Origin of the sequence: Psychrobacter piscatorii (assembly GCF_001444505.1) — a bacterium.
Classification (GTDB): domain Bacteria; phylum Pseudomonadota; class Gammaproteobacteria; order Pseudomonadales; family Moraxellaceae; genus Psychrobacter; species Psychrobacter piscatorii_B.
The window spans coordinates 16,343-39,200 of record NZ_LNDJ01000024.1 but is presented as its reverse complement, the minus strand read 5'-3'; the positions used below and the strand labels follow the sequence as shown (position 1 = coordinate 39,200).

Sequence of the window (22,858 nt, the reverse complement as noted above, 5' to 3'; positions counted from 1 at the left end):
AACCATCCAACTTTAGAATTTTAACAATGACGATATGATTTGGTAAAAGGGTGTTTTATTGCCGCTTTTATCAATCGTCCCAAGGAGTATTTATGACAGATATCAACAATTTGACAGACATTATCGATTTAGAACAAGTGCAAACTGCCTATATTAATGGTCGCTACTTAGCGGTCGATGACACGCTCGCCACTTTTGAAGATATCAATCCAGCGACAGGTGAAGTGCTGGCAACCATTCAGCAAACCACCAATGAGCAGATTGATGATGCGGTCAAAGCGGCTCATAAAGGTCAAAAAATCTGGGCGGCGATGACCACCGTTGAGCGTGGTCGTATTCTCTCAAAAGCTGTTGAGATATTACGCGCGCGCAACGATGTGCTCGCATTACTTGAGACCAAAGACACGGGCAAAGCCTACTCTGAGACAAAGTATGTCGATATCGTCACGGGTGCTGATGTGGTTGAGTACTATGCAGGACTTGCACCCATGATTGAAGGTCGTCAGATTCCACTGCGTGACACGAGCTTTGTCTATACTCGCCGCGAGCCGCTGGGTGTGGTCGCAGGTATTGGCGCATGGAACTATCCGATTCAGATTGCGATGTGGAAAGCCGCGCCTGCATTGGCTGCTGGTAATGCGATGATCTTTAAACCATCAGAAGTCACGCCGTTGACTGCCTTAAGACTGGCAGAAATCCTGACAGAAGCGGGACTGCCAGATGGTGTGTTCAATGTCGTGCAAGGCAACTACGAAGTAGGCCAAGCACTGACCAATCATCCAGATATCGCCAAGGTATCATTCACTGGTGGTGTGCCGACGGGTAAAAAGGTCATGTCGAGCGCGGCAAGCTCATCGCTAAAAGATGTGACCTTAGAGCTTGGCGGTAAGTCACCATTGATCATATTTGATGATGCTGATATTGATACCGCGGCTGATATCGCTATGATGGCGAATTTTTATAGTACCGGTCAGGTATGTACCAACGGCACGCGCGTATTTGTCCCTAAGTCGCTACAAGCCAAATTCGAACAAGCCATCTTAACGCGTGTTGAGCGTATTAAATTGGGCGATCCGATGGATGAGAACATCAACATGGGTCCATTGGTCAGCTTCCCGCATATGGAGCGCGTACTTGGCTATATCGAACAAGGCAAAAAGGGCGGCGCACGTTTACTAACGGGCGGCGCACGTGTCACGACAGACGAGCTTGCAAACGGTGCCTTTGTTGAGCCGACGGTATTTACAGATTGCAGCGATGATATGACCATCGTCCGTGAGGAAATCTTTGGTCCAGTGATGTCAATACTGACCTATGAGAGCGAAGATGAAGTCATTCGCCGCGCCAACGACACCGATTATGGCTTAGCAGCTGGAGTGGTGACGACTGATTTAAAGCGTGCGCATCGCGTCATTGCTCAGATCGAAGCGGGTATTTGCTGGTTGAACACGTGGGGTGAGTCAGCGGCACAGATGCCAGTGGGTGGCTACAAGCACTCAGGCGTTGGCCGTGAAAATGGTATCGAGGCGCTTGAGCATTATACTCAGACCAAATCTATCCAAGTAGAATTGGGTGCGTTTGAATCGGTCTTTTAACGAGTGGTATTGAGAAAGTGAGCGCAGTTTGGGCCTGATGACGCTGTGCATTTGACCTTGCTGCTACCAAGTGATTTATATTTTTCCATATTATGGAGCATGTTATGACATCAACCACCCCTGAGTACGATTATATTATTGTTGGTGCAGGGTCAGCAGGTAATGTGCTGGCCACGCGTTTGACCGAAGATGCCGATATCAACGTGTTATTACTAGAGGCAGGTCGTCCAGATTATCGATTGGATTTTCGTACCCAAATGCCAGCGGCGCTTGCGATGCCGCTGCAAGGTACGACTTATAACTGGGGCTACAAGACAGATCCTGAACCATATATGAACAACCGTGTCATGGACTGTGGTCGCGGTAAAGGGCTTGGCGGCTCATCGCTTATCAACGGTATGTGCTACATCCGCGGCAATGCGCTCGATTATGATGATTGGGCAAAGATAAAAGGTCTAGAAGATTGGACGTATTTAGATTGCCTACCGTATTTTAAAAAGTCAGAAAACCGCGATGTGGGCGAAAATGACTACCACGGTGCGGGCGGTCCTGTCGAGATGACCACCTCAAAACCAGGGGTGAATCCACTGTTCCAAGCTATGATTGAAGCTGGGGTACAAGCAGGCTATCCGCGTACCGAAGATTTGAACGGCTATCAGCAAGAAGGTTTTGGTCCGATGGATCGTTTTGTGACGCCTAATGGTCGCCGCGCATCTACGGCTCGAGGCTATCTAGATCGCGCCAAGCCGCGTGACAATATCACGATTTTGACAGGGGCGCTCACCGATGTGATCTTATTTGATGGCAAGCGTGCCGTCGGGGTCAAGGTCGAGCACGAGGGCCAGACCAAAAAGTTTTACGCATCTCGTGAAGTGGTAGTGTCGTCTGGTGCGATTGCCTCACCGCAGCTGTTGCAGCGCTCAGGTATCGGCCCTGGTCAGTGGCTAAAAGACGCTGGCGTGACAGAAATACTAGATTTACCGGGTGTGGGCAATAACTTGCAGGATCATTTAGAGCTGTATATGCAGTACGAATGTAAGCTGCCAGTCTCGATTGCGTCTGCCAATAAATGGTGGAATAAACCTGCCATTGGTGCGGAGTGGTTGTTCAATGGTACAGGCCTTGGGGCTTCTAATCAGTTTGAAGGTGGCGGTTTTATCCGTACGGATGAGGCATTCACTCACCCAAATATCCAGTATCATTTCTTACCGCTTGCCGTGCGTTACGATGGCCGTAGTGCCAGTGATTCGCACAGTTTTCAAGCCCATGTCGGTTCATTGCGTTCTCCAAGTCGTGGTCGCGTCAAGCTGACCTCAAAAGACCCCAGTGCGCATCCAAGTATTTTATTTAACTATATGTCACATGAGCAAGATTGGCAGGAGTTCCGCGCGGCGATGCGTATCACGCGCGAGATTATGCATCAACCTGCGCTGGACCCTTATCGCGGTGCTGCCATCTCACCCACCGAAGACTTGGTGACCGATCAGCAGCTAGATGACTATGTGCGCGAGCATGGCGAGACGGCTTACCATCCCTCATGTACCTGTGCGATGGGCGAAGATAATGATTCGGTCGTCAATGGTCAAGGGCTGGTACATGGTATTGATGGCTTGCGAGTCGTCGATGCATCTATTATGCCAAATATCATTAGTGGTAATCTCAACGCCACCACCATCATGCTGGCCGAAAAAATCGTTGATAAAATGAAAGGCGTACAATTGCCGCGCTCTACGGCAGATTATTATGTGGCCAATGGAGCGCCGCTACGCGCTGAGCCAATGCGCGATTATCTCTCAACGGTGTAAGCTAAGCAGCTGGTCAGGTAGGCAGGGCGAGATGCGCTGCTGAATAAATAACGATATAAGATAACTTCAAAGTAATGGCCTTTCACGTAAAGGCCTTTTTTATCAGCGCTGATGTATTGGAGTGATGCAAGTCGTTACGATCAGCGCTGTTTATCATTTTATTCGCTTTTATTCATTGGTACTGCTTTGTGCGTCATGCGGTTAAGTATACGTTATGTGGTCAAAAGTCATAATACTATGCCGGACAAAGCAATATCGGACACTGTTTAATTTACTTATTTGAGGTCTTTTATGTACAGTTCGCCATCAAAAGAGGTGACGAAACCGTTGAGCCTAAACAAAACTGTGTTTTTAGGTTCGGCTATTATTTCTATTTTATTGATCATCTGGACCATTGCTTTTCCAGATTATAGTGAGACCTTACTTGGTGCAAGTATGGCGTGGGTATCAGATAAGTTTGGTTGGTATTACATGCTAGTGGTTGCCGCTTATAGTATTTTTGCTTTGTTTGTCGGTTTTTCTAAATATGGCGATATTAAGCTGGGTCAAGACCACGAAAAAGCGCAGTTTCCGTTTTTAGCGTGGGCAGCCATGCTGTTTTCAGCGGGTATCGGTATTGATCTGCTTTTTTTTGGTGCGTCAGAGCCATTGATGCATTATTTAACGCCGCATACTGGCCTAGAGCCTGCGAGCGCCGAGGCCATGCGTCAAGCGCTTGCTCAGACTTTTTTGCATTGGGGTCTGCATGGCTGGGGTATTTATGCGCTGATTGGTATGGCACTGGCTTACTTTGCTTACCGCAAAAACATGCCACTTGCGCTACGCTCACCGCTCACGCCAATATTTGGTGAACGCCTGATCAAAGGCTGGCTAGGTGATGGGATTGATACTTTCGGTGTTGTCTGTACGTTGATGGGTATTGCGACCAGTTTGGGTATTGGGGTGCTACAAGCCAATGCTGGCTTGACCCATGTCTTTGGTATTGAATCTAGCAAAATGGTTCAGGCGCTGATCATTGTCGGTGTGGTCGTCGCTGCCGCTGTCTCTGCGATGACGGGTGTTGAAAAAGGCGTACGTCGTCTGTCTGAATTCAATATGTTGTCGTCAATATTGCTATTGCTTGCCATCCTCGTGATGGGTAATACGGTCTATTTATTAAACACCTTTACGCAAAATATTGGTCAATATTTCCAAACCATTATCTATAAAACCTTTGATGTTTATGCCTATGACGGTACTGCCGGTGCCGACTGGAAATCAGGTTGGACGATATTTTTCTGGGCATGGTGGGTTGCTTGGGCACCGTTTGTTGGTCTGTTTATCGCGCGTATCAGCCGTGGCCGTACGCTACGTGAATTTGTCTTTGGCGTGATGTTCATTCCATTGGGCTTTATTTTTGCATGGTTCTCTATCTTTGGTAACACTGCGATAGATCTGGTCGCCAATGGCGCAACGGCGCTTGGTGAAACTGCCGTCAATGATGCCGCCATGGGTATGTTTGCGCTATTTGAATATTTCCCCTATAGCGAAGTGCTGTCATTTGCAGGTGTGATCATTGGTCTGGTGTTCTTTGTCACCTCTGCGGACTCGGGCGCGTTGGTACTTGCCAACCTAAGCTCAAAAGGCATGACTAATGACACGGATGCACCGGTTTGGTTGCGTTTGTTTTGGGCGGCGGCAACAGGTCTTATCACACTAGGATTATTGTTTGCGGGCGGTTTTGCCTCATTACAATCGGTTTCGGTCATTGCAGGTTTGCCATTCTCTTTGATTTTAGTGCTCTACATGATGTCCATGTGGAAGTCACTAAAAGAAGAGGGCAATAAGCGCAAAGCCAGCACGATTGGTACTGCCAATGTGCTCGACAGCGGCAAAGGCTGGAGAGCACGTTTGCAGCGTATTGTTAGCTTCCCAGGACACGCACAGGTTGAAAAGTTCTTAAAAACGGTGGTGATGCCAGCGATGACTGAGGTCGAAAAAGAGTTCAAAGCAGGCGGTCTCAAAACCTCTTTAGATGCGCATAATCTTGCCAGTATCGGTGAAGATATCGATGCAGGCATGGGCCAAGACAGTGGTCAGGTCGACGGTCTAAAACTGCGCGTCGGTCATGGTGATGAAGATGACTTTGTTTATGAAGTTAACTTGATCAAAGCTGAACGTCCTAACTTTACATTGAATACATCAAACAAGCAGGCAGAGCATTATTATCGTGCTGAGGTGTTCTTAAGTGAAGGCTCGCAAGAGTATGACTTGGTCGGTTATACCAAAGAGCAGGTATTGGTCGATATCTTAAATCAGTACGAGCGTCATTTGCAGTATCTGCATCTAGAGCGTTAATGGCCTAGACCATCGCGCTATCAATCTATATGTACGATAGCCGATAAGTGACCGTCTTTATAAGAAAGTGTTATAAGCAATGACCCCATAAGTTGACTACCGCTTATGGGGTTTTTTTGTGGCAAATAAGGTAAATGGGAAGTAGAACAAGCTAGAGATAACATATAGCCAATATAAGGTAAAATCCATCAAACAAGCGGACAGCTTTTAACACATAGACAAAGGATATCGTTGTGAGCAGATTAAAATACATAGCGCATTACTCAGAGCAGATTCAAACGCAAGCGGCGCAAATGATAAGCGACGGTCGGATGGGTGAGTATTTGGATAAAAAATATCCCACCCAGCACCAAGTGCAAAGTGATAAGGCGCTTTATCACTATGTCAATGAGATAAAAAACCAATACATGCGCAAGATTGGCCCGCTATCAAGCGTCAGCTATAGCAGTAAGTTAAAAGTACTAAAGCATGCGCTAGGTATCCATACTACCCAGTCTCGCGTGCAAGGCAGCAAGCTTAAATCCCATAACAGTATCACGGTTGCCAGTCTATTCAAAGACGCACCGCCAGAGTTTTTACGGATGATTGTGGTACATGAGCTGGCGCATTTTAAAGAACATGATCATAACAAGGCGTTTTATCAACTGTGTTGTCATATGGAACCTGAGTATCATCAGCTCGAATTAGATATGCGTTTATGGTTGCACTGGCAAGAGCAATGATTGGACAGCAATATAAAGTCAAAACATCTCTTTGCCACCGTCTGAAAACGCTCAACGTTATCGCTAACCGTGCTAAGCTTGCCTGTACTAAAAATTTAACTGCCAAATCATAAATTGAGACAAAATTTTTTGTTATCTCACGAAAAATAGAGAAAAAAATGATCAATACTAAAATATATAAAGCCATTTACACCTTAGCCGAAGAGCTGCTAGAGGCCGATCGTCGCGGCGATCAAGCAAAATTTGATGCGCTTTATGCAGAATTAAACGCCATTTGTACCGACAATGAAAACACCGATAAAGACCATCCCGAGCAGTGGGAGACACTTGCTGATTTCACAGAAGATTTGGATGAGGCTTTGGTGATCTATGATAAGGCATTGGTCAAAGCCACAGCGATCAACTCAAAAGATCACATGGCCTCAATCGCTTTTTCTATGGCGGTGCTACAGCTTGAGACGGGTCAGACTGAAGCGGCTATCCAACATCTACAAAATGCCAAAGTTGCAGCCAACAAAATCGAAGACAAAGAATTTAAGGTTGAGATAGATGAGCTGTTTGCGAAACTGGTGACTGAATGATCGACCTTGTCCAATAGGATAATGGATGAATGACTTACTCAATAAAAATACTCACAAAAACACGTGGCTAGTGCCTGTTGCTTGCCTATTAGCAGGGGGTGCGCTTACTGGTATCTCGACCAACTTGGCAAAATATGCTGTCAATATCGGTCTAACACCACTCGCGTTTTTGTTTTGGTCGATCACTGGCGCGGCCATTATTTTACTAATCGTTGCTCTTATCAAACAAGAGATACCGCCTATTAGTGCCCGTAGTATCGAGTATTATGTCGTCGCCGCCTTTGTTAGCGTGGCGGCTGCTAACTTACTGTTATTTTCGGCCATTCCTCATGTTGGGGCAGGGTTTGTTGCCCTCATTATTTGCTTACCCCCACTGCTAACGTATCTTGGCGCACTGATGCTACGTATGGAGCGTTTTTATCTCATTCGTGCGCTTGGCGTAGTGGCGGCGCTTCTTGGCGCAGGGGTGTTGGCTATTCATAAGCTTTCTGCACCAGAGTCTAGTGTCTTCTGGATCTTAGTCGCACTGTGTGGCCCAGTGCTACTCGCCATTGGCAATATATATCGGACGTTACGCTGGCCTGATAATGCCTCCTCTAGTGCGCTTGCACCCGGTATGTTGGTGGCGGCGGCATTGCTGCTAGGTTTGTTTAGTGCGCTCTCTGATTTTTCTGTCGCGATACCTTTGGATGCTTGGTTGCCGCTAGGATTGATAGCCGTACAAGCGTGGGTGTTTGCTGGTCAGTTTTTCTTATTATTTCTTTTGCAAAAAACAGGTGGGCCTGTATTGCTCAGTTTACTAGGGGCGGTTGGGGCTGTCGTTGGTGTACCGATTGCGATATTTTTGCAGGGAGAGCGTCCACCTGAGGGGTTGTTTTTGGGAGCATCTTTGATAGCTGTTGGTGTGATACTGGTGACATGGGGCGGTGTAAAAATGGCGACCATAATAACAAAAGAAGAATGAGAGACAGCTTAGCAAGTGGGAAAAAGGAGTCAGTACGTCAGTCAGTATTGTATGATATTGCAAGTATTTGATATCTCATCTGAATGACTCTTAGGATCTATATTGATTCAATAATTGGTTACGATTCTCTCAAATCAGTTTTTGTGAATAGGGCAAAAAAGGAGTATAAGTATCGTGGTTATTGTTGTCATGGGTTCAAGCTATGAATGCAGCCGCATATTATCGATTATTGAATAATGTTACGATTCTGATTAGTGTCATCGGGGTAGCTATTGCCTTGTTGGATAGTGGCTTTACGCTGCCCATTTGGCTCCAACAAGTGTTTCATATTTTTTACTTGGTCGTTATTTTGCTCAGCTTTGTGGTGACGGTTGGCCGTTATCTCTACACAAACAAACCGCGAACGCTCAATAAAGTTGCTATTTTTGATGCTTTTACCAGTATCGCGATTGTCATTTTACTTACCGCGCATTTCACTGATTTGGTGCGTTCTGGATTGGACGCCGCCGTTGATGGTTTTGTCGCGATAAAGATCGCCGTGTTTGTCACCTTTATCCGTGAACTCTCTGATCATAATTTCAATCTCAATCGCACCTTTTTGCATCCTGCACAGTTTTTTATTTTAAGTTTCTTAGCCGTTGTGCTGGTTGGTGCTTTGCTCCTAATGATGCCCAATGCGACAACGCAGCCGCTGTCCTTTATTGATGCACTCTTTACCGCGACTAGTGCCGTTTGTGTGACTGGGCTTATTGTGGTGGATACGGCAACCTATTTTACAACGTTTGGCCAAGTCATTATTATGGGACTGATACAAATCGGCGGCCTAGGTATTTTGACGTTCGTGACGTACTTTAGTTACTTCTTTAAGGGTGGCGTCAGTTACGAGACGCAAGCGAGTATTAGCGAGATGTCTTATATGCGCGGCATGGGTAATGTGGTGTCGACACTTAAGTCTATTTTATACGTGACATTCGCCGTTGAGGCGGTGGCGGCGGCACTCATTTATATCAGCATTTATGATATGCCTGATATGAACTGGTCTGAGCAATTGTTTTTTTCGGTCTTTCATGCGATATCCGCTTTTTGTAATGCTGGGTTTTCGACCATTAGTGCTGGCATGTATGACGATTCGCTACGTTTTAATTATCCATTGCAGCTTATCATTGCGATGACCTTTATCTTTGGCGGTATGGGCTTCACCATTGTGGTCAATGTACTGCGCTATCTGCGTCATCGCATTGAGCAGCTGATCTATCGCAATGACCGGCACTATATTTATCAGCCTTGGTTGCTGAATATCAACAGCCGTATTACCTTGATTACGACTGGGGCGTTATTGTTGACTGGTCTGGTTGGGGTGATGGTATTTGAATACAATAATGTACTCGCTGACCATACCAGCTTTTTCGGTAAGCTTATCACAGGGTTTTTTACGGCTGCCACGCCGCGAACCGCAGGGTTCAATGTCATTGATATGGGTGAACTGACTTTTCCAACGGTCATGCTAACGATATTTTTGATGTGGATTGGGGCGTCGCCCAACTCAACGGGTGGTGGTATCAAGACCAGTACCTTTGCGATTGCGCTATTAAATACACTGAGTCTAGCCCGTGGGCAAACAAAGATAGAAGTCTTCAAGCGTCAGATTGCGGAGATTTCAGTCCGCCGCGCGTTCTCTATTATGTGGTTGTCATTATTGGTCATCGGTACGGGTGTGACGCTGATTAGTTATGATCAGCCAGAGCTTGATTTGATCAAAGTGGTATTTGAATGTTTCTCAGCTTATAGCACGGTTGGGCTAAGTTTAAACCTGACAGCAGACTTATCGGATTTTAGTAAAGTCGTGGTTTCGGTCATCATGTTTGTTGGACGGGTCAGTATGCTGACGATATTTATTGCGCTACTCAAAAACATGCGCCAACGCAATTATCGCTATCCGACTGAGGAAATCACGATTAACTAACTTGTGATAAATAGACGGTTTTATGTGCAAAAACAGGGAAACATAGAGTAAAAGACACTAAAAAAGGTCATAAAAGTTATGAAATACATCATCGTAGGGTTGGGGAATTTTGGGGCGTCACTGGGAGCAGCATTGACCCGCCAAGGTCACGAAGTGATTGCCATTGACAGCAGCATGCAACGAGTAGAAGCCTATAAGGAGGTCATTTCTCATACGCTCTGTATGGATGCCACGGATGAGTATACCGTGAGCGGATTACCGATTGTCGATACCGACACCGTCATTGTCGCTATTGGAGAGGATCAAGGCGCCAACGTGATGGCAACGGCGCTGTTTAAAACCCTAAAAGCAAAACGTTTGATCAGCCGTAGCATCAATCCGCTGCATAAAAAAGTTTTGCAGGCCATTGGTGTCGATGACATTATTTACCCTGAAAAAGAAGCAGCCAATCGCTGGGCCAAACGACTGTCACTAAGCCATTTTGTTGATTCGTTTGAGTTAAGCGATAACTTTAGTATGGTAGAAATCAAGATTCCAAATGTGTTGATCGGCAAGACGGTTGAGGAGTTGCGGTTGGAGCAAAAATTCAATATCCGATTGCTTAGTACCTTGCGCTATGAGTATTATGAAGACAGCTTTGGTCGTACCCAGACCAAACCTAGCGTGCAAGGTCTGGCCACGCCTGAACAAATATTGCAAGACCGTGATGTATTGGTCATTTATGGCGCAAACAAACACATCAACCATTTCTTACGTAGCGTGGGTGTGAAAATCAAATAACAGCTTGCAATCGCAGTGACATGAAAAGGGACAGGGGAAGTTTATGAATAAGCGTAGTATATCCGTTCTATTGTTCGCTGTTATCGTGTTGCTGTCAGGCTGTGATCCGTCTGCGCAAGATCCAAACGTCACCTTGTCCGAGAATCAACAAGATCCGATTGAAGCGTTAGAGGTGACCTCCGATGTAGATCGCAGTCAGTTCAGCTATAAAGAAACCTTTTATGTACCGATTTACTCTGATATCTATACCGATAGAGACAATCGCAAAGTACTACTGTCAGCGACGCTGAGTGTGCGCAATACCACGCTGAAAAAATCACTGTATATTAATAAAATTGATTATTATGATACGGATGGGGCACTGGTAAAGTCGTATCTAAGCAAACCCATCGAGCTATCAGCGATGGCCACGCTCAACTACATCGTCGAAAAAGAAGAAGATAAAGGCGGGTCGGGTGCTAACTTCATTATCGAGGTCGAAGGTGTCGATGAAACCGTCAGACCAGTTATCGAAGCGGTCATGATTGGGAATTTTAGTAATAAAGGATTTGCCTTTAGTACAGAAGGTACGCCAGTAATACATTAAAGGAATGTATTCAGTGAAGTAATAAATAACAAGGAAAGTTTAATTTAATTCAATTCAAGGAAGCGTTATGTCTGCAACTAAAGAAGAAATCAGCGCCTTTATGGCGTTAGAGTTTCCACAAACCAAATGTATCGTCGAAGCAGTCAGTGAAAATGGTGCGACTTTATCACACGAGATTGGCATCGATGAGCTACGTCCTGGTGGCACAGTGTCAGGACCTGTCATGATGGCCGTCGCTGACGTCGCCATCTATGTTGCGATACTTGGGAAAATCGGTATCGTGCCATTGACAGTGACGACGAGTCTGACTATCAATTTTTTGCGTAAACCATCAGCAGATGCACGTATTATCGCTGAATGCACCTTACTCAAAGTAGGGCGAGCCTTGATAGTGGGCGAGGTATCTCTGTATTCAGAAGGCTCAGACGATGTCGTGGCTCATGTCGTCGGCACCTATTCTGTACCGCCCAAGCGTATCTAAAACGCTATGTAAGCGCTTGGGTACGTTATAAGATAGCGAGCGTCTTCTACTCGCTCGGGTCTGAACTTGGTGGTAAATCATGGCGTAATTGCGCGACATTAGCAGTCGTAACCGTGTCAGTGAAGTTATTTAAATCGCTATGCACGTACTGTGTGACGGCTGCTATTTGCGCATCATTCATCATGCTATGAAACGATGGCATCCCGCGCAGACCATTTATTAACACACTAATGATATAGTACTTCAATTGCATTTTACCGTTGTTAGCCAGCGGTGGATAGTAGCCAGCGCCGTATGCACCGTCACCTTTTTGCATATGGCAACCTGCACAAGAGTCGTCATAGAGTTTTTTGAGTCCTGCGCGGTTTTCGGTAGAAGGCACATTGATGACATTCCATGCCAGCATTAAGCTACGGATATTCAACGGGAAAGGCAGGTGTGTGGTTTTTTTCAGGGGGTTTGTCTACGATAGGGACGGTCTGAAAATAAGCAAACAAGGCTCTGACATCGTCATCTGTCAGGCCATGATAGGACGGGTAAGGCATCGCAGGATAAATCTGATGATTTGGCGCCCGACCTTTGCGTAAGGCTTTTTTAAAAAAGGCTTTTTTAAAATCGGCCTCAGTATAGTTGCCAATACCATAGCGCGTCGATGGTGTGATATTGGTCGAGTAGATATTGCCAATCGGCGTATCAATCGGCACGCCGCCACTAAGTCTTCACGGTGGCAGGCCATACAGTCGGCGCTGCGCGCCACATAAGCGCCGCGGTTGGCAAGCGCACTATTGACTGGGCTGACATTTGGTAGGGTTATTCTGTTAGGCAAAGTGTCCATTGGCAAACTGACCGTCTCTGCCATCGCAGCGGTAGAGAGTACGCTAAGTCCAAATATCAATGTCAATGCTGGCATAACGGCACAAAGTGGTTTCATAACGTCCTTATAGTGCTGATAAATCATCCCTAATCCCTCATCCCAATATGCCTGCAATTCGCCAGTCGTGCCTAGCAAAATAACGCAACGTGATAACTATCATTCTAAGTGCTTGAGGTTTCAGTACCAAGCAAGCTAGTGGCTGTGTCGGCATGTTTTTTACTGGCGCTTTTGGCTTTTGCCTTTATCGAATCTTTAAAGAATAGCGTCGCAAGCGCACACGCTATCGTCAGTGATAGCAGCATCGAGACCAAAGTATGACTAAAAAAATGATCGCCAAATAGCATCTTATACAGCCCCATGCTCCAGCCTAAGAGCGTGACTATTTTTAGTATTTGATAACGGTGCTTTTTGAGTGTTGGCAAAAAAGCCAATCCATATAAGGAGAATCCTGCGCTGGCGTGAGCCGCTGGGAAGCATCTGGCAGGCGTTGCGGCAACCATGTTTTGCCACAGATTGAGATAAGGCAACTCACCGCCAAAAATTACCAAGTCATTCGGGCAGCTCACATGGGTGACGCCTTTTAATGTGGCAATGGTAGCCGGTACAATCGCTAATACCAGCAGTAGATAGCCGATCTCCCGAATTGGTAAAGGAAGCAGAAATTTATCGAATTTACGGCGATGCTGTGAGGCAAGGTCGGGCAAAGGCTGTCTATATTTTATAATTAACACTGCTATGAGGTAGACCGCCAGTAGGATCAGTAGGGCTTTGGGCAAATCATAAAAGATAAACGCATAAGGCTGCGCGCCTTTTTCTAGTAGCCAGTGTCCATGGCTATAAAAAAGCTCACTGATGCGTATGTCTAACTGACTATGTTCAAACATCAACGTAGCGAGGATGGTCAAACACAGTAATTTTAGCCAGTCCCAAGCCATTGAGTGGTTTTCTAAAGTCATGGATACCTCTGGCAATGTATAGTAAGTAAGAACGTATAATAAATAGGATAGCTTCTAGCGTGATTATTGATCAGTGCCTGTGATAGATGTCTTCATAAAAAGACAGACAACGCCATGAGCCATAAAATTGTTAATAGACATAACGACACGAACTGCGCCGCCGAGCCAACATCTTTTGCGATTTTTGCGATTGGATGCTTGGCGGTTGATGTGTGGTCGACGCAAGCTTCGATACCCGTGTTAATCAGCTCAACAATTAAAGATAAAAAAGACGCGAGCACTAGCATCATTTTTATACCAAGCGTAAAAGGCATCATAATGACAGCGGCAAGCAGGACAACATTGAGCCACACGACTTGTCGAAAAGCCGCCTCAAATTTGTATGCTGCCTTAAATCCGTCCATTGAATAGCCAGCAGCTTTTATAATTCGGTAAAAGCCCGTTTTACCTTTTGCGCTTTCTGCAAAACTATCAGGCGTGAGCGCACTGTGATGTGCTGCCTGCTTGATAGAGCAATGCTTGGCTGACTCGTCTTCAAGATTAATAGGAGTAATTTTATTCATATAGAATTCTTAATGATCTATTAATATCAAGATGCGCTTTCGGTTTTGCGTGACCAAAAAAACAGTCAAGCAAAGTCGATATAGCCTAAGTATAAGACGAGCGAGATTAAGAAAACGTTAAGAGCGTAAGCAGGAATGAGAATAAAGAATGATTCGGACAAATGGCACAAATGGCATTGCCCGCCAGTTCAGTGGGCAACGGTTAAATAGAAATTGTGGTGATAGTAAGCGAAGTACGGTTATTTATAATAAATAATAAAAGTGCTGCCGCCAGACGGATTGGCTTGATGGGTCAGCTGCCAGCCCATATGAGACATGATGCGTTGTACGATACTCAGTCCCAATCCTGAGCCTTCAACCTTGTGATTGATATCATTTTCTGGTGACAAGGCTGTGCCTGTACCCTCGTCTTGATAGTCATGAGTTAGGCGCTCAAAGCGCTCATACAGCAGCGGCATCATCGCCTCAGGAATACCAAGACCAGTATCAGTTACCATGATTTTTTCGTCATCGATAGTGATGGTGACTTCGCCATCATCGGTATACTGAAACGCATTTTTTATCAAATTGCCGAGTGCCATTTTTAATAGCTCAGGACGCACATAGGCGCTATATTCTTGCTCAGCGACTATTTGACACGTGACCGTTTTATAGCGCAGCAAATAGGTCAATCGCTGCACCTCGGCTAAGGCAATGCTATTGATAGAAGTTTGCGGTGCATCTAGCTTTTCAGGGGCGCGCGAAAGTAAGAGCAGGGCGGTGATAATCTCAGAGGTCTCACGGGCGGTAGTGCCAATCCGATTGGTAAACTCGTTCAGATGACTGTCTGCTGGTAATTGCGAGGCCAGCACTTCAAAGGCACCCATGATGATGGTTAAGGGCGTGCGCAGCTCATGGCTGACATCACCAGTAAACAGTTGCTCGCGCTTTAGATACTGCTCAAGTTTATGGTTTTTTTCATCGATAGCTCGCGCCAATACGCCCACCTCAGAGGGCAAGTGCGTGAGTTCCGTTAGGTTGCTATGATCCGTTTCGACGGCTTTTTTTAAATCGAGTAAAGGCTTGATGATTTGTTTGGAGGACAAATGAGAGAATATGGCGGCAATAAGCAAACTCAAAATGACCGCCACTCTTAGTGTATCTGCAAAGATATCTTCTAAATTTTCGAAGATTTCTAGTACAGGGTAGTGGCTCATCACCATCTCAACCCCTTCCAAGTACGTCAAAATGTAAGTCTGATTGCCTTGTTGATAGGCGAAAAAATGAAGGTTGCCGTGGGTTTTGCCAGACTCACCGTCTATAGTGACAGACTTCTCTTGCACCGTTGCTGTTGCTGTTGTTTGCAGGTTGGTAGGGGCACTATCGTAGCGATAGATCTTGATGCCTGGGTCGGCAGTATAGATAGAGCGATCGCCGTACTTTTCTTGGCTGATATCAAGCTGCTGCAACAGCCGACCCTTAACCAACTCTTGTTCTATTCTGCTCTCCGCGTATAGAAAAATACTGACAAAAGCCCCGCATAGCAACAGCGCGAATATAAAGTAGGATAATCGAAACTTATTGGCTATCGAGTCTATATTGAACATAATATGGAGATGCTTAATCAAAGGAGGTAATTGATATAGTGCGTGATAGTAGACTGTATGAGGTACTGCTCTCTCAGTCATACTACCGCGTCTTCTGATTTATTGGGATCGATAATTTGATAACCCACACCAGGCACTGTCACTATCATGGTTTTGTCAAAAGGCTTGTCGACCTGCGCCCGCACGCTATGCATATGAGTACGTAGCGCATCACTGCTCGGTATATCTAGACCCCAAACCTTTTCTTCAAGTTTTGTCTTGCTGACGACTCGCGGTGCGGCACTCATTAGGATATGTAATATCTTAAATCCAGTTGGGGTGAGCTTAATCGACTTTCCTTCGCGCATAATAGTATGCTCACTATTATTTAGCGATAGCGCGCCCACAGCGATACTGTGTACAAAATGTTCGTCCTCGGTGCGACGTATGAGTGCTTTGATACGGCACTCTAGCTCAATCAACGAAAATGGCTTGACCAAATAATCATCAGCACCGCTATCAAAGCCTGCCACTTTATCCAAAATCGTATCGCGAGCAGTGAGCATGAGGACAGGCGTTTTGTCATGCAATTCTTCTCTGAGTTTCTTACACAGCTTGGTGCCGTCCATACCTGGTAGCATCACATCGAGCAATATCACGTCATAATGATTGCTTGAGGCGAGTGTGAGCCCACTGTAGCCATTATGTGCGTTGTCCAGCTCAAAGCCTTTTGGCTCAAAAAACGCATAAATATTGGCCACGATATCGGGGTTGTCTTCAATAACGAGTATCTTATACATGGTGTTGACCTACAAAATAGTAGCTACCTAAAAGATGGAGCAATATAAAAATGGATTTAGTTATTTACTTTAAAAAAGGTTGGCGCGCCTTTGACCGCATCAGTCGTGATGCCAAAAAAGCTCAGCAACGTCGGCGTAATAAAATCATGTGACACCGGCTGACTGCTCATACTAGAGAGACTGTCCGCATCGATGTTATTACTATCCGGTGACCAAATGACTGCGGGCACGTGCTTTTGAGTATCCGGGGCAAACTTATAGGGCAGACCATGCAAGTAAATATTATTTTCACCAAGACTCTCGCCATGATCGCTCATATAAACCATGACTACATCATAATCTTGTTCGTAAGTTTTTAGGGTATCGATCACGTTATCCAAAAAGTAGTCGGTGTACAGAATCGCATTGTCATAGCCATTGATCACAGACTGAGTATCACATTTCGACAGCTCATTGGTCATACAGACAGGTTTGTACGTTTCAAATTCTTTAGGATAGCGCTGGTAATAGGCGGGGCCATGGTTGCCCATTTGGTGTAACAAAATAAGCGTGTCTTTAGGCGTCTCTTTCGGTGAGCTGCCTGACTTAACCAGTTTATCAAAACCATCAAGCATACCAATATCTCGGCATTCAACATCGCAGTTCGGATTGGTATCAGCCGTTTTGTAGTCCTCAAAAGTGACACGATCAGCCACACCTTTAGAGCTAGAGTTGTTGTCTCGCCACACGACATTGACCCCTTGCTTGCTGAGCGTATCGAGTACGTTTTCATTGTACTTGGCGGTATCGATATCATAATTTTCCCGATTTGCATAACTGAACATGCAGGGCACTGAGTAGGCAGTCGAAGTGCCACAAGAGACGGCATCTTTAAAACTATAAAGGTTTGATTGCTTTGAGAGTAGTGGCGTGGTATTGCGTGTATAGCCGTTTAAACCAAAGTGATCAGCGCGAGCCGTTTCGCCAACGACGAACACCATGAGCTTGGGTTTTGCAGTGCTGCTGTTTGTAGTGCTACTGGTAGGAGCGACGCGCTTTGCATCTGTCGCATGTAGGGTGAAACTATCAGGATGGCCCAGCTCATTGACATAGTTTTCGCCAAGTTTGATGGTAGAGTAAATAGGCGTGATTGGGTTGGCATATGAGCGCACCTCTTTATGCTGACGAAAGAAGCTGGCGTACTGGTCACCAAAGGGTAAGAGACACGCCGCGATGACTGCGATAGACAATATCAAGGTGGCTGTCTTTTGTAGAATGCTGCGTTGCCAAGTAAAGCGCTTTAGACGAATTTTGCTAATAATAAATGCCGGTAACACGCCCAGTAACAGCACCTGAATGACCATGCTAGGGGCAAACAATCCCATCGCCTCTGCTTGATCGGTCTCCAGACTATTGATCAGCATGTTGCTGTCAAATATCGTCCCGTAAGCATCGGTAAAATAACCACAGATGGCAGCAGTGATCAGTAGCGCAATCAATATTGGTTTGGCAATCGGACGATAGCAAAGCAGCTGTAATACCAGCCACATCAGTCCAAACAACAAGCCAGTAATAGACAGTATAAAGCCGACGTTTTTGCTAAATGGATAGACATCTAGCACCTGCTCAAAAAAGCCAATATTGGCAGTCGCCACCAAATATAAGGCAACAATGATAATAAGATAACTGAGATTTACCTCATGATCGTAGAGCTTACTCAGATAGCTGTTTTTTTTATTGGCTTTAGGCGCATCGATTTTGGCGGCTTGAGATATGGACATATAAATACTTCTCAACAGAATGGTAGGAAACGTCATTCCTTACCATAACAAGTGCGCTGTTAAGAAGATGTTAAGGTGGCAGTTTTGATGCTGATGCTAATACTAGTTTGCGAGGTATTGAGTGGTTTATAGAAAATTTTACGGCTATTCAAATTATTCAGGATTCATCATTGCCCTTAACTCAGACTGATTCTTTATAGTAATAAAACCATAGTGCATATCTATGAATTCCTGTTTTTGCCAAGACTGAATGATTTTATTGATGGTTTGTCGGGTGGTGCCGAGCATAAAGCCAAGCTCTTCTTGCGATAAGCGTAAGTCTATTTTGATATCGCCATTCACTTGCTTACCATAAGTACCGATGAGTCCAATGAGCATGCTCGCCAGTCGCGCTGATGTATTGAGTGAGGTGGCATCATCAATCCAGTCAAAGGCTCTACGAATACGCGCACAAGTGATGAGCGCGAGGTGCTTGTATAAAATTGGATACTGTTGCGCCGTTTGAATCACCACCTTTCTGGGGATAGAAATCAACGTAACCTTGTTAATCGTCCATGCATCATGAGTACGCGGGTTGTCATCTATGATAGAGATCTCACCAAACCACTCGCCACTAGATAGGTGAGCGAGGGTCATGGCATTGCCGCTAGTGCTCACATTGCAGACTCTAATCGTACCCGATACGACAAAGTGCAGCGCCGCATCATCATTGTCACCAATAGCATGAATCATTTGGCTTTTTTGGTATACCTTTAGCACAGCGTTATACGCTAGTAGCGCTTGCACGTCGGTTGGCAAGTCAGCAAACCAAGGGTCGTTATTTAAATGATGATTGATATTCATAAGTGTCATGTTTTTGACAGATTTGGGTTTGAAGAATGGTGTAGAGTAATTATTCGGACTATTTACAACTGTAAAGGACTATACAATGCAAACAGCGATAAAAACGACCACACAAACTGATTCAACATCGAGTGTACACCATAATATGAGCGAACAAGAATGGCAGATGCGAGTAAATCTTGCTGCTTGTTATCGCTTGGTTGCGTCCTATGGCTGGGATGATCTGGTATTTACCCATATCTCAGCCCGCGTACCAGGGACGGAAGATGAGTTTTTAATCAATCCTTATGGCATGCTATTTGAAGAGATTACCGCCTCCAGCCTAGTCAAAGTCAACAAAGCGGGCGAAAAAGTCTCGCCATCAGCGTTCAATGTCAATCCAGCAGGATTTATCATTCATAGTGCCGTACACGAAGCCCGTGATGATGCGCACTGCGTGATTCATCTGCATACCAGCAATGGCGTAGCGGTCTCGGCGCAAGAGCAAGGCCTACTACCCATCTCTCAACAATCATTATTTCCGTTATCTAACTTGGCATATCACGATTACGAGGGCGTTGCGCTTAACCCAGAAGAAAAGGTTCGTTTGGTTGCTGATTTAGGCAAGGCTAACTTCATGATTTTGCGCAATCACGGTCTGCTCACTTGTGCTGACACCGTCGCTGATGCATTTTTGAATATGTATATTTTACAAAACGCCTGCGAGATTCAAATCAAGGCGCAAAGCGGTGGCAGCGCATTGACACCGATACCAGCACAAATATTGGCCGGTATTCAAGCGGCATCGAAGCAGGTGACCAGAGGAGCGAATGGTGATATCGCATGGCCTGCCTTATTAAGAAAGCTACGCCGTACTGACCCATCGTTTGAGGAGTGATTACATATGGGCAGCGTTAGGTGAGTATTACCATAGCAGACGTGATATATATGCATAAGCAAAAGATACTTTTGCATAAATAAAAGACACTTTGGTGATAATGATGGTTTATCTACCGTTTAGAACCCGCATTCTCTAAAAAAATGAATTCAAAAAACGCAGGGCATCAAACGGTGCGCTGCATTTTTTTGTTTTATAAATACATCAAAACTCCTATCGTTCAACCTCTCTCATTCTCCGTTTTTACAAGCCTTTTTCAATAGTCCAACTTTTATCAACCAGTATCTTCTTTGTCATCATATGTTCACAACCCGGCCGTATTCTTATGCCCATTATAAATATTTGTTGTGTGTCACAGAGATTGATATCCATTAAGCGATTCATTGATAGCAGTTGATGCGTAGATAAAAGGTGTGTGTATGAGCGTTGCTGGCAGGCTTGGTAGTATCTCTACCCGTATGCTGATTATTTTGGCGTTGGCTTTTTTGCTGATTATTCTCATGGTGTACTTGGTCATTGAAACCCAAGGTAAGCCGCGCATTATGGAGATGACATCAGAGACCGTGGTCGAAACAGGTAACGAAGTCATCAACAGTATCATGGTGAGTATCAACCATGTCGATGGGCTGGCAAAAGCAAGCAGTACGATGGCGGGCGGTCTACCTAAAGAGGATGCACTTTACCAAGAAACCTTTGGCAATCTCATGCAACAGATGGATCAAAGAATCGTGGGTGGCGGGGTGTGGTTTGACCCAAATATGTATGCCCAAGGTCAAGAGCGTCAGTCGTTTGTATGGGCGCGCGATGAGTCAGGCAGCATGCAGTCAGTGACGCGCTATGACCAAGTAAGTCAAACGCCCAATGCTTATTATCGAGACTGGTGGTATATTCCAGCGTTGTACGCCAATCATGATCATTGTGTCTGGAGTCGGGCATACATCGATCCCACGAGCAATCAGCCGATGATGACTTGTGCTAAAGCATTGTACAACAGTACTAATCAAGCGTTTGATGGCGTGGTGAGTTTTAACTTATTATTGGACAATCTTGATGCCGCCATGAAGAGGTGGCAAGAGAAAATAGGTGGCTATGTCTTTTTGGTTGACTTGGACAATCGATTTTTGACCTTTCCTGAGCAGTCGCTCGTCACTCAAACCACCGCCAACAATCCACAAGGTGAGATGATGAACGCCAGTCAGTTGGCGACTATCAATCCGAGTTTTGCGCCTATCGCGGACAGTTTGGGTCGCATTAACGATACGCTGATTGAGGACGCCACTGCCAAAGATAAAGGTCGTTTTACGTTAGCGGCTCGTAGTATTTTGAGCACAACCAATCTGGGCAAAATAAGTGAGCAAGAGTCTGAGTTGCTCTCAGCGTTGCTTTTGTTAAATATCGATCAAACTTTCAATTTAGTCGACAGCCATCTGGTCGATACCATCGCTGTGCCCAATGATTTTGTCTTACAGCAGCCCGCCACCGCCTTTGTCTTTCGCATGCCATTTACTTACTGGAAAATGGTGATTGTAAAACCCAATAGTGATCTGCTCAGTGTTGCAAATGCTCTATCGAACCAGCTGATACAAGCCATGCTACTGGGCTTTATCCCTATTTTATTATTAACGGCATGGGTGTTCCGTCAGTATTTTACTCGTCCATTACAACGTATGTCGCTTTTGGTGGCTGAGATGGGCGCTTTGATTGAACAAAAACAATATCAAAAATTGCTCGCACATAAGCTGCCCAGCTCAAGCGTGAGCGAAATTCAAATCATCAGTGAGCAGACCAACCAACTGATTGATCGTGTGGTCGAAAACGAAGGCGCGCTTGCCGAAATCAACGTCCATCTAGAAAAACAAGTTGCTGCCCGTACCCAAGATCTACAGCAAGCGATGGATGAGCTAAAAGCCTCACAAGTACAGTTAGTGCGCTCCGAAAAAATGGCAACCTTGGGTCAAATGGTGGCAGGCGTGGCGCACGAGGTCAACACACCACTGGGCTATGTACGCAGTAATATCGAACTGGTCGGTGATAACTTGACGCGTTTCGATGAGCTGATCAGCCAGACTGACCAGTTATTGCAGGCGCTAAAAGACTCCAATGCTGACCAAGCGCAAGTAGCACAATTGACGTCTCAAACTCTACAATGCTGTGAAGAGATCAAAGAAGATGAAGTCAGTGAGGACTTGGCCGATTTGATCAAAGACAGCTTGTACGGGGTCGATCAGATAGCTGAGTTGGTGGTAAGTTTGCGCGACTTTTCTAGAATTGATGAATCAAAAGTAAAAGACGTCGATATCAATGACTGTATCAATACCTCGCTGGTCATGGCGCGCAATAACCTCAAAACCTTAGATATTACGACCAACCTAGCGACACTGCCGCTGATTCAATGCAATCCCTCGCAAATCAACCAAGTGCTATTAAATTTATTCAACAATGCCGCTCAAGCCATAGCGCCTGATCATAAAGGCGAATTGCATATCACCTCAGCGGTCGATGAGACACAGCAACAAGTCGTGGTTCGAGTCACTGACAATGGGGTCGGCATCAACGAGCACACGTTAGACCGTATTTTTGAGCCGTTTTTCACAACCAAAAAAGCAGGTGATGGGACGGGTTTGGGGCTGGCGATCAGCACACAGATTATGGAGCAGCATGGTGGCAGTATTGCAGCGACCTCCATTGTCGGCGAGGGCACAACTTTCACTATTGTCCTGCCAATACAGTCGAAAACTTATGAGAATAAACCCTCCAAAGCCTTGTTTGAAGGTTGAAATACTTCTCACCATTTACCCAAAGAGAG

The 22,858-nt window shown here is 45.4% G+C and carries 19 protein-coding genes and 1 pseudogene; 12 read left to right on the top strand and 8 right to left on the bottom strand.

Annotated features, from left to right (window positions below; all coding sequences use genetic code 11):
* Positions 1–92 precede the first annotated feature (92 nt).
* The 10 genes from betB (at position 93) to AS194_RS01725 (ending at position 11,814) form a co-directional block, all read left to right on the top strand.
* Complete coding sequence (gene betB, locus AS194_RS01770) at positions 93–1,595, top strand: betaine-aldehyde dehydrogenase (RefSeq protein ID WP_058023769.1); 1,503 nt, start codon at positions 93–95, stop codon at positions 1,593–1,595.
* Between the two features lie 104 nt (positions 1,596–1,699).
* On the top strand, positions 1,700–3,400 hold the full coding sequence (gene betA / locus AS194_RS01765; protein WP_058023768.1) for a choline dehydrogenase: 1,701 nt from the start codon (positions 1,700–1,702) through the stop codon (positions 3,398–3,400).
* 291 nt (positions 3,401–3,691) lie between these two features.
* On the top strand, positions 3,692–5,737 hold the full coding sequence (betT, locus tag AS194_RS01760) for a choline BCCT transporter BetT (RefSeq protein ID WP_058023767.1): 2,046 nt from the start codon (positions 3,692–3,694) through the stop codon (positions 5,735–5,737).
* 233 nt (positions 5,738–5,970) lie between these two features.
* Positions 5,971–6,459 carry a M48 family metallopeptidase gene (locus AS194_RS01755; RefSeq protein WP_058023766.1) on the top strand — a complete coding sequence of 163 codons (489 nt, stop codon included), beginning with the start codon at positions 5,971–5,973 and terminating at the stop codon, positions 6,457–6,459.
* A 158-nt stretch (positions 6,460–6,617) separates the two neighbouring features.
* On the top strand, positions 6,618–7,040 hold the full coding sequence (locus tag AS194_RS01750; protein ID WP_058023765.1) for a hypothetical protein: 423 nt from the start codon (positions 6,618–6,620) through the stop codon (positions 7,038–7,040).
* Positions 7,041–7,065: 25 nt separating this feature from the next.
* Positions 7,066–8,004 (top strand): DMT family transporter, encoded by a 939-nt coding sequence (locus AS194_RS01745; RefSeq protein ID WP_058023764.1) that lies wholly within the window; start codon positions 7,066–7,068, stop codon positions 8,002–8,004.
* A 202-nt stretch (positions 8,005–8,206) separates the two neighbouring features.
* Positions 8,207–9,967, top strand: coding sequence for a TrkH family potassium uptake protein (locus AS194_RS01740; protein WP_058023763.1), 1,761 nt, complete (start codon positions 8,207–8,209; stop codon positions 9,965–9,967).
* Between the two features lie 78 nt (positions 9,968–10,045).
* Positions 10,046–10,747 carry a potassium channel family protein gene (locus AS194_RS01735; protein WP_058023762.1) on the top strand — a complete coding sequence of 234 codons (702 nt, stop codon included), beginning with the start codon at positions 10,046–10,048 and terminating at the stop codon, positions 10,745–10,747.
* Between the two features lie 43 nt (positions 10,748–10,790).
* Positions 10,791–11,333, top strand: a complete 543-nt coding sequence (locus tag AS194_RS01730; protein ID WP_058023761.1) for a DUF3124 domain-containing protein — start codon at positions 10,791–10,793, stop codon at positions 11,331–11,333.
* Between the two features lie 67 nt (positions 11,334–11,400).
* The gene (locus AS194_RS01725; protein ID WP_058023760.1) at positions 11,401–11,814 is read left to right on the top strand and encodes a PaaI family thioesterase; all 414 of its coding nucleotides are present in this window, start codon (positions 11,401–11,403) and stop codon (positions 11,812–11,814) included.
* Between the two features lie 46 nt (positions 11,815–11,860).
* On the opposite strand, the pseudogene AS194_RS13600 reads toward AS194_RS01725, so the two are convergent.
* The 8 genes and pseudogenes from AS194_RS13600 to AS194_RS01685 all read right to left on the bottom strand — a co-directional run.
* Positions 11,861–12,166, bottom strand: a pseudogene (locus tag AS194_RS13600) (c-type cytochrome); the annotation flags it as partial.
* 165 nt (positions 12,167–12,331) lie between these two features.
* A complete protein-coding gene (locus AS194_RS13445; RefSeq protein WP_227511555.1) occupies positions 12,332–12,745 on the bottom strand; it encodes a hypothetical protein in 414 nt (137 codons plus the stop codon).
* 104 nt (positions 12,746–12,849) lie between these two features.
* Positions 12,850–13,644: a PAP2 family lipid A phosphatase gene (locus tag AS194_RS01710; protein ID WP_058023758.1), complete on the bottom strand. Its 795-nt coding sequence runs from the start codon at positions 13,642–13,644 to the stop codon at positions 12,850–12,852.
* A gap of 92 nt (positions 13,645–13,736) precedes the next feature.
* Positions 13,737–14,207: a diacylglycerol kinase gene (locus AS194_RS01705; RefSeq protein ID WP_083499570.1), complete on the bottom strand. Its 471-nt coding sequence runs from the start codon at positions 14,205–14,207 to the stop codon at positions 13,737–13,739.
* Between the two features lie 239 nt (positions 14,208–14,446).
* Positions 14,447–15,793 (bottom strand): sensor histidine kinase, encoded by a 1,347-nt coding sequence (locus tag AS194_RS01700; RefSeq protein ID WP_058023785.1) that lies wholly within the window; start codon positions 15,791–15,793, stop codon positions 14,447–14,449.
* Between the two features lie 77 nt (positions 15,794–15,870).
* Positions 15,871–16,572 carry a response regulator transcription factor gene (locus AS194_RS01695; protein WP_058023757.1) on the bottom strand — a complete coding sequence of 234 codons (702 nt, stop codon included), beginning with the start codon at positions 16,570–16,572 and terminating at the stop codon, positions 15,871–15,873.
* 56 nt (positions 16,573–16,628) lie between these two features.
* On the bottom strand, positions 16,629–18,332 hold the full coding sequence (locus AS194_RS01690) for a phosphoethanolamine transferase (RefSeq protein WP_058023756.1): 1,704 nt from the start codon (positions 18,330–18,332) through the stop codon (positions 16,629–16,631).
* A gap of 153 nt (positions 18,333–18,485) precedes the next feature.
* The gene (locus tag AS194_RS01685) at positions 18,486–19,175 is read right to left on the bottom strand and encodes a Crp/Fnr family transcriptional regulator (protein ID WP_058023755.1); all 690 of its coding nucleotides are present in this window, start codon (positions 19,173–19,175) and stop codon (positions 18,486–18,488) included.
* Positions 19,176–19,260: 85 nt separating this feature from the next.
* Between AS194_RS01685 and AS194_RS01680 the strand changes: the two genes are divergently transcribed.
* Positions 19,261–20,052: a class II aldolase/adducin family protein gene (locus tag AS194_RS01680; RefSeq protein WP_058023754.1), complete on the top strand. Its 792-nt coding sequence runs from the start codon at positions 19,261–19,263 to the stop codon at positions 20,050–20,052.
* A 419-nt stretch (positions 20,053–20,471) separates the two neighbouring features.
* Positions 20,472–22,829, top strand: coding sequence for a sensor histidine kinase (locus tag AS194_RS01675; RefSeq protein WP_058023753.1), 2,358 nt, complete (start codon positions 20,472–20,474; stop codon positions 22,827–22,829).
* Positions 22,830–22,858 lie beyond the last annotated feature (29 nt).

Coding starts and splice junctions, on each gene's coding strand:
- betB (WP_058023769.1), top strand. CDS start 93: ATGACAGATATCAACAATTTGACAGACATTATCGATTTAGAACAAGTG.
- betA (WP_058023768.1), top strand. CDS start 1,700: ATGACATCAACCACCCCTGAGTACGATTATATTATTGTTGGTGCAGGG.
- betT (WP_058023767.1), top strand. CDS start 3,692: ATGTACAGTTCGCCATCAAAAGAGGTGACGAAACCGTTGAGCCTAAAC.
- AS194_RS01750 (WP_058023765.1), top strand. CDS start 6,618: ATGATCAATACTAAAATATATAAAGCCATTTACACCTTAGCCGAAGAG.
- AS194_RS01745 (WP_058023764.1), top strand. CDS start 7,066: ATGAATGACTTACTCAATAAAAATACTCACAAAAACACGTGGCTAGTG.
- AS194_RS01740 (WP_058023763.1), top strand. CDS start 8,207: ATGAATGCAGCCGCATATTATCGATTATTGAATAATGTTACGATTCTG.
- AS194_RS01735 (WP_058023762.1), top strand. CDS start 10,046: ATGAAATACATCATCGTAGGGTTGGGGAATTTTGGGGCGTCACTGGGA.
- AS194_RS01730 (WP_058023761.1), top strand. CDS start 10,791: ATGAATAAGCGTAGTATATCCGTTCTATTGTTCGCTGTTATCGTGTTG.
- AS194_RS01725 (WP_058023760.1), top strand. CDS start 11,401: ATGTCTGCAACTAAAGAAGAAATCAGCGCCTTTATGGCGTTAGAGTTT.
- AS194_RS13445 (WP_227511555.1), bottom strand. CDS start 12,745: ATGAAACCACTTTGTGCCGTTATGCCAGCATTGACATTGATATTTGGA.
- AS194_RS01710 (WP_058023758.1), bottom strand. CDS start 13,644: ATGACTTTAGAAAACCACTCAATGGCTTGGGACTGGCTAAAATTACTG.
- AS194_RS01705 (WP_083499570.1), bottom strand. CDS start 14,207: ATGAATAAAATTACTCCTATTAATCTTGAAGACGAGTCAGCCAAGCAT.
- AS194_RS01700 (WP_058023785.1), bottom strand. CDS start 15,793: ATGTTCAATATAGACTCGATAGCCAATAAGTTTCGATTATCCTACTTT.
- AS194_RS01695 (WP_058023757.1), bottom strand. CDS start 16,572: ATGTATAAGATACTCGTTATTGAAGACAACCCCGATATCGTGGCCAAT.
- AS194_RS01690 (WP_058023756.1), bottom strand. CDS start 18,332: ATGTCCATATCTCAAGCCGCCAAAATCGATGCGCCTAAAGCCAATAAA.
- AS194_RS01685 (WP_058023755.1), bottom strand. CDS start 19,175: ATGAATATCAATCATCATTTAAATAACGACCCTTGGTTTGCTGACTTG.
- AS194_RS01680 (WP_058023754.1), top strand. CDS start 19,261: ATGCAAACAGCGATAAAAACGACCACACAAACTGATTCAACATCGAGT.
- AS194_RS01675 (WP_058023753.1), top strand. CDS start 20,472: ATGAGCGTTGCTGGCAGGCTTGGTAGTATCTCTACCCGTATGCTGATT.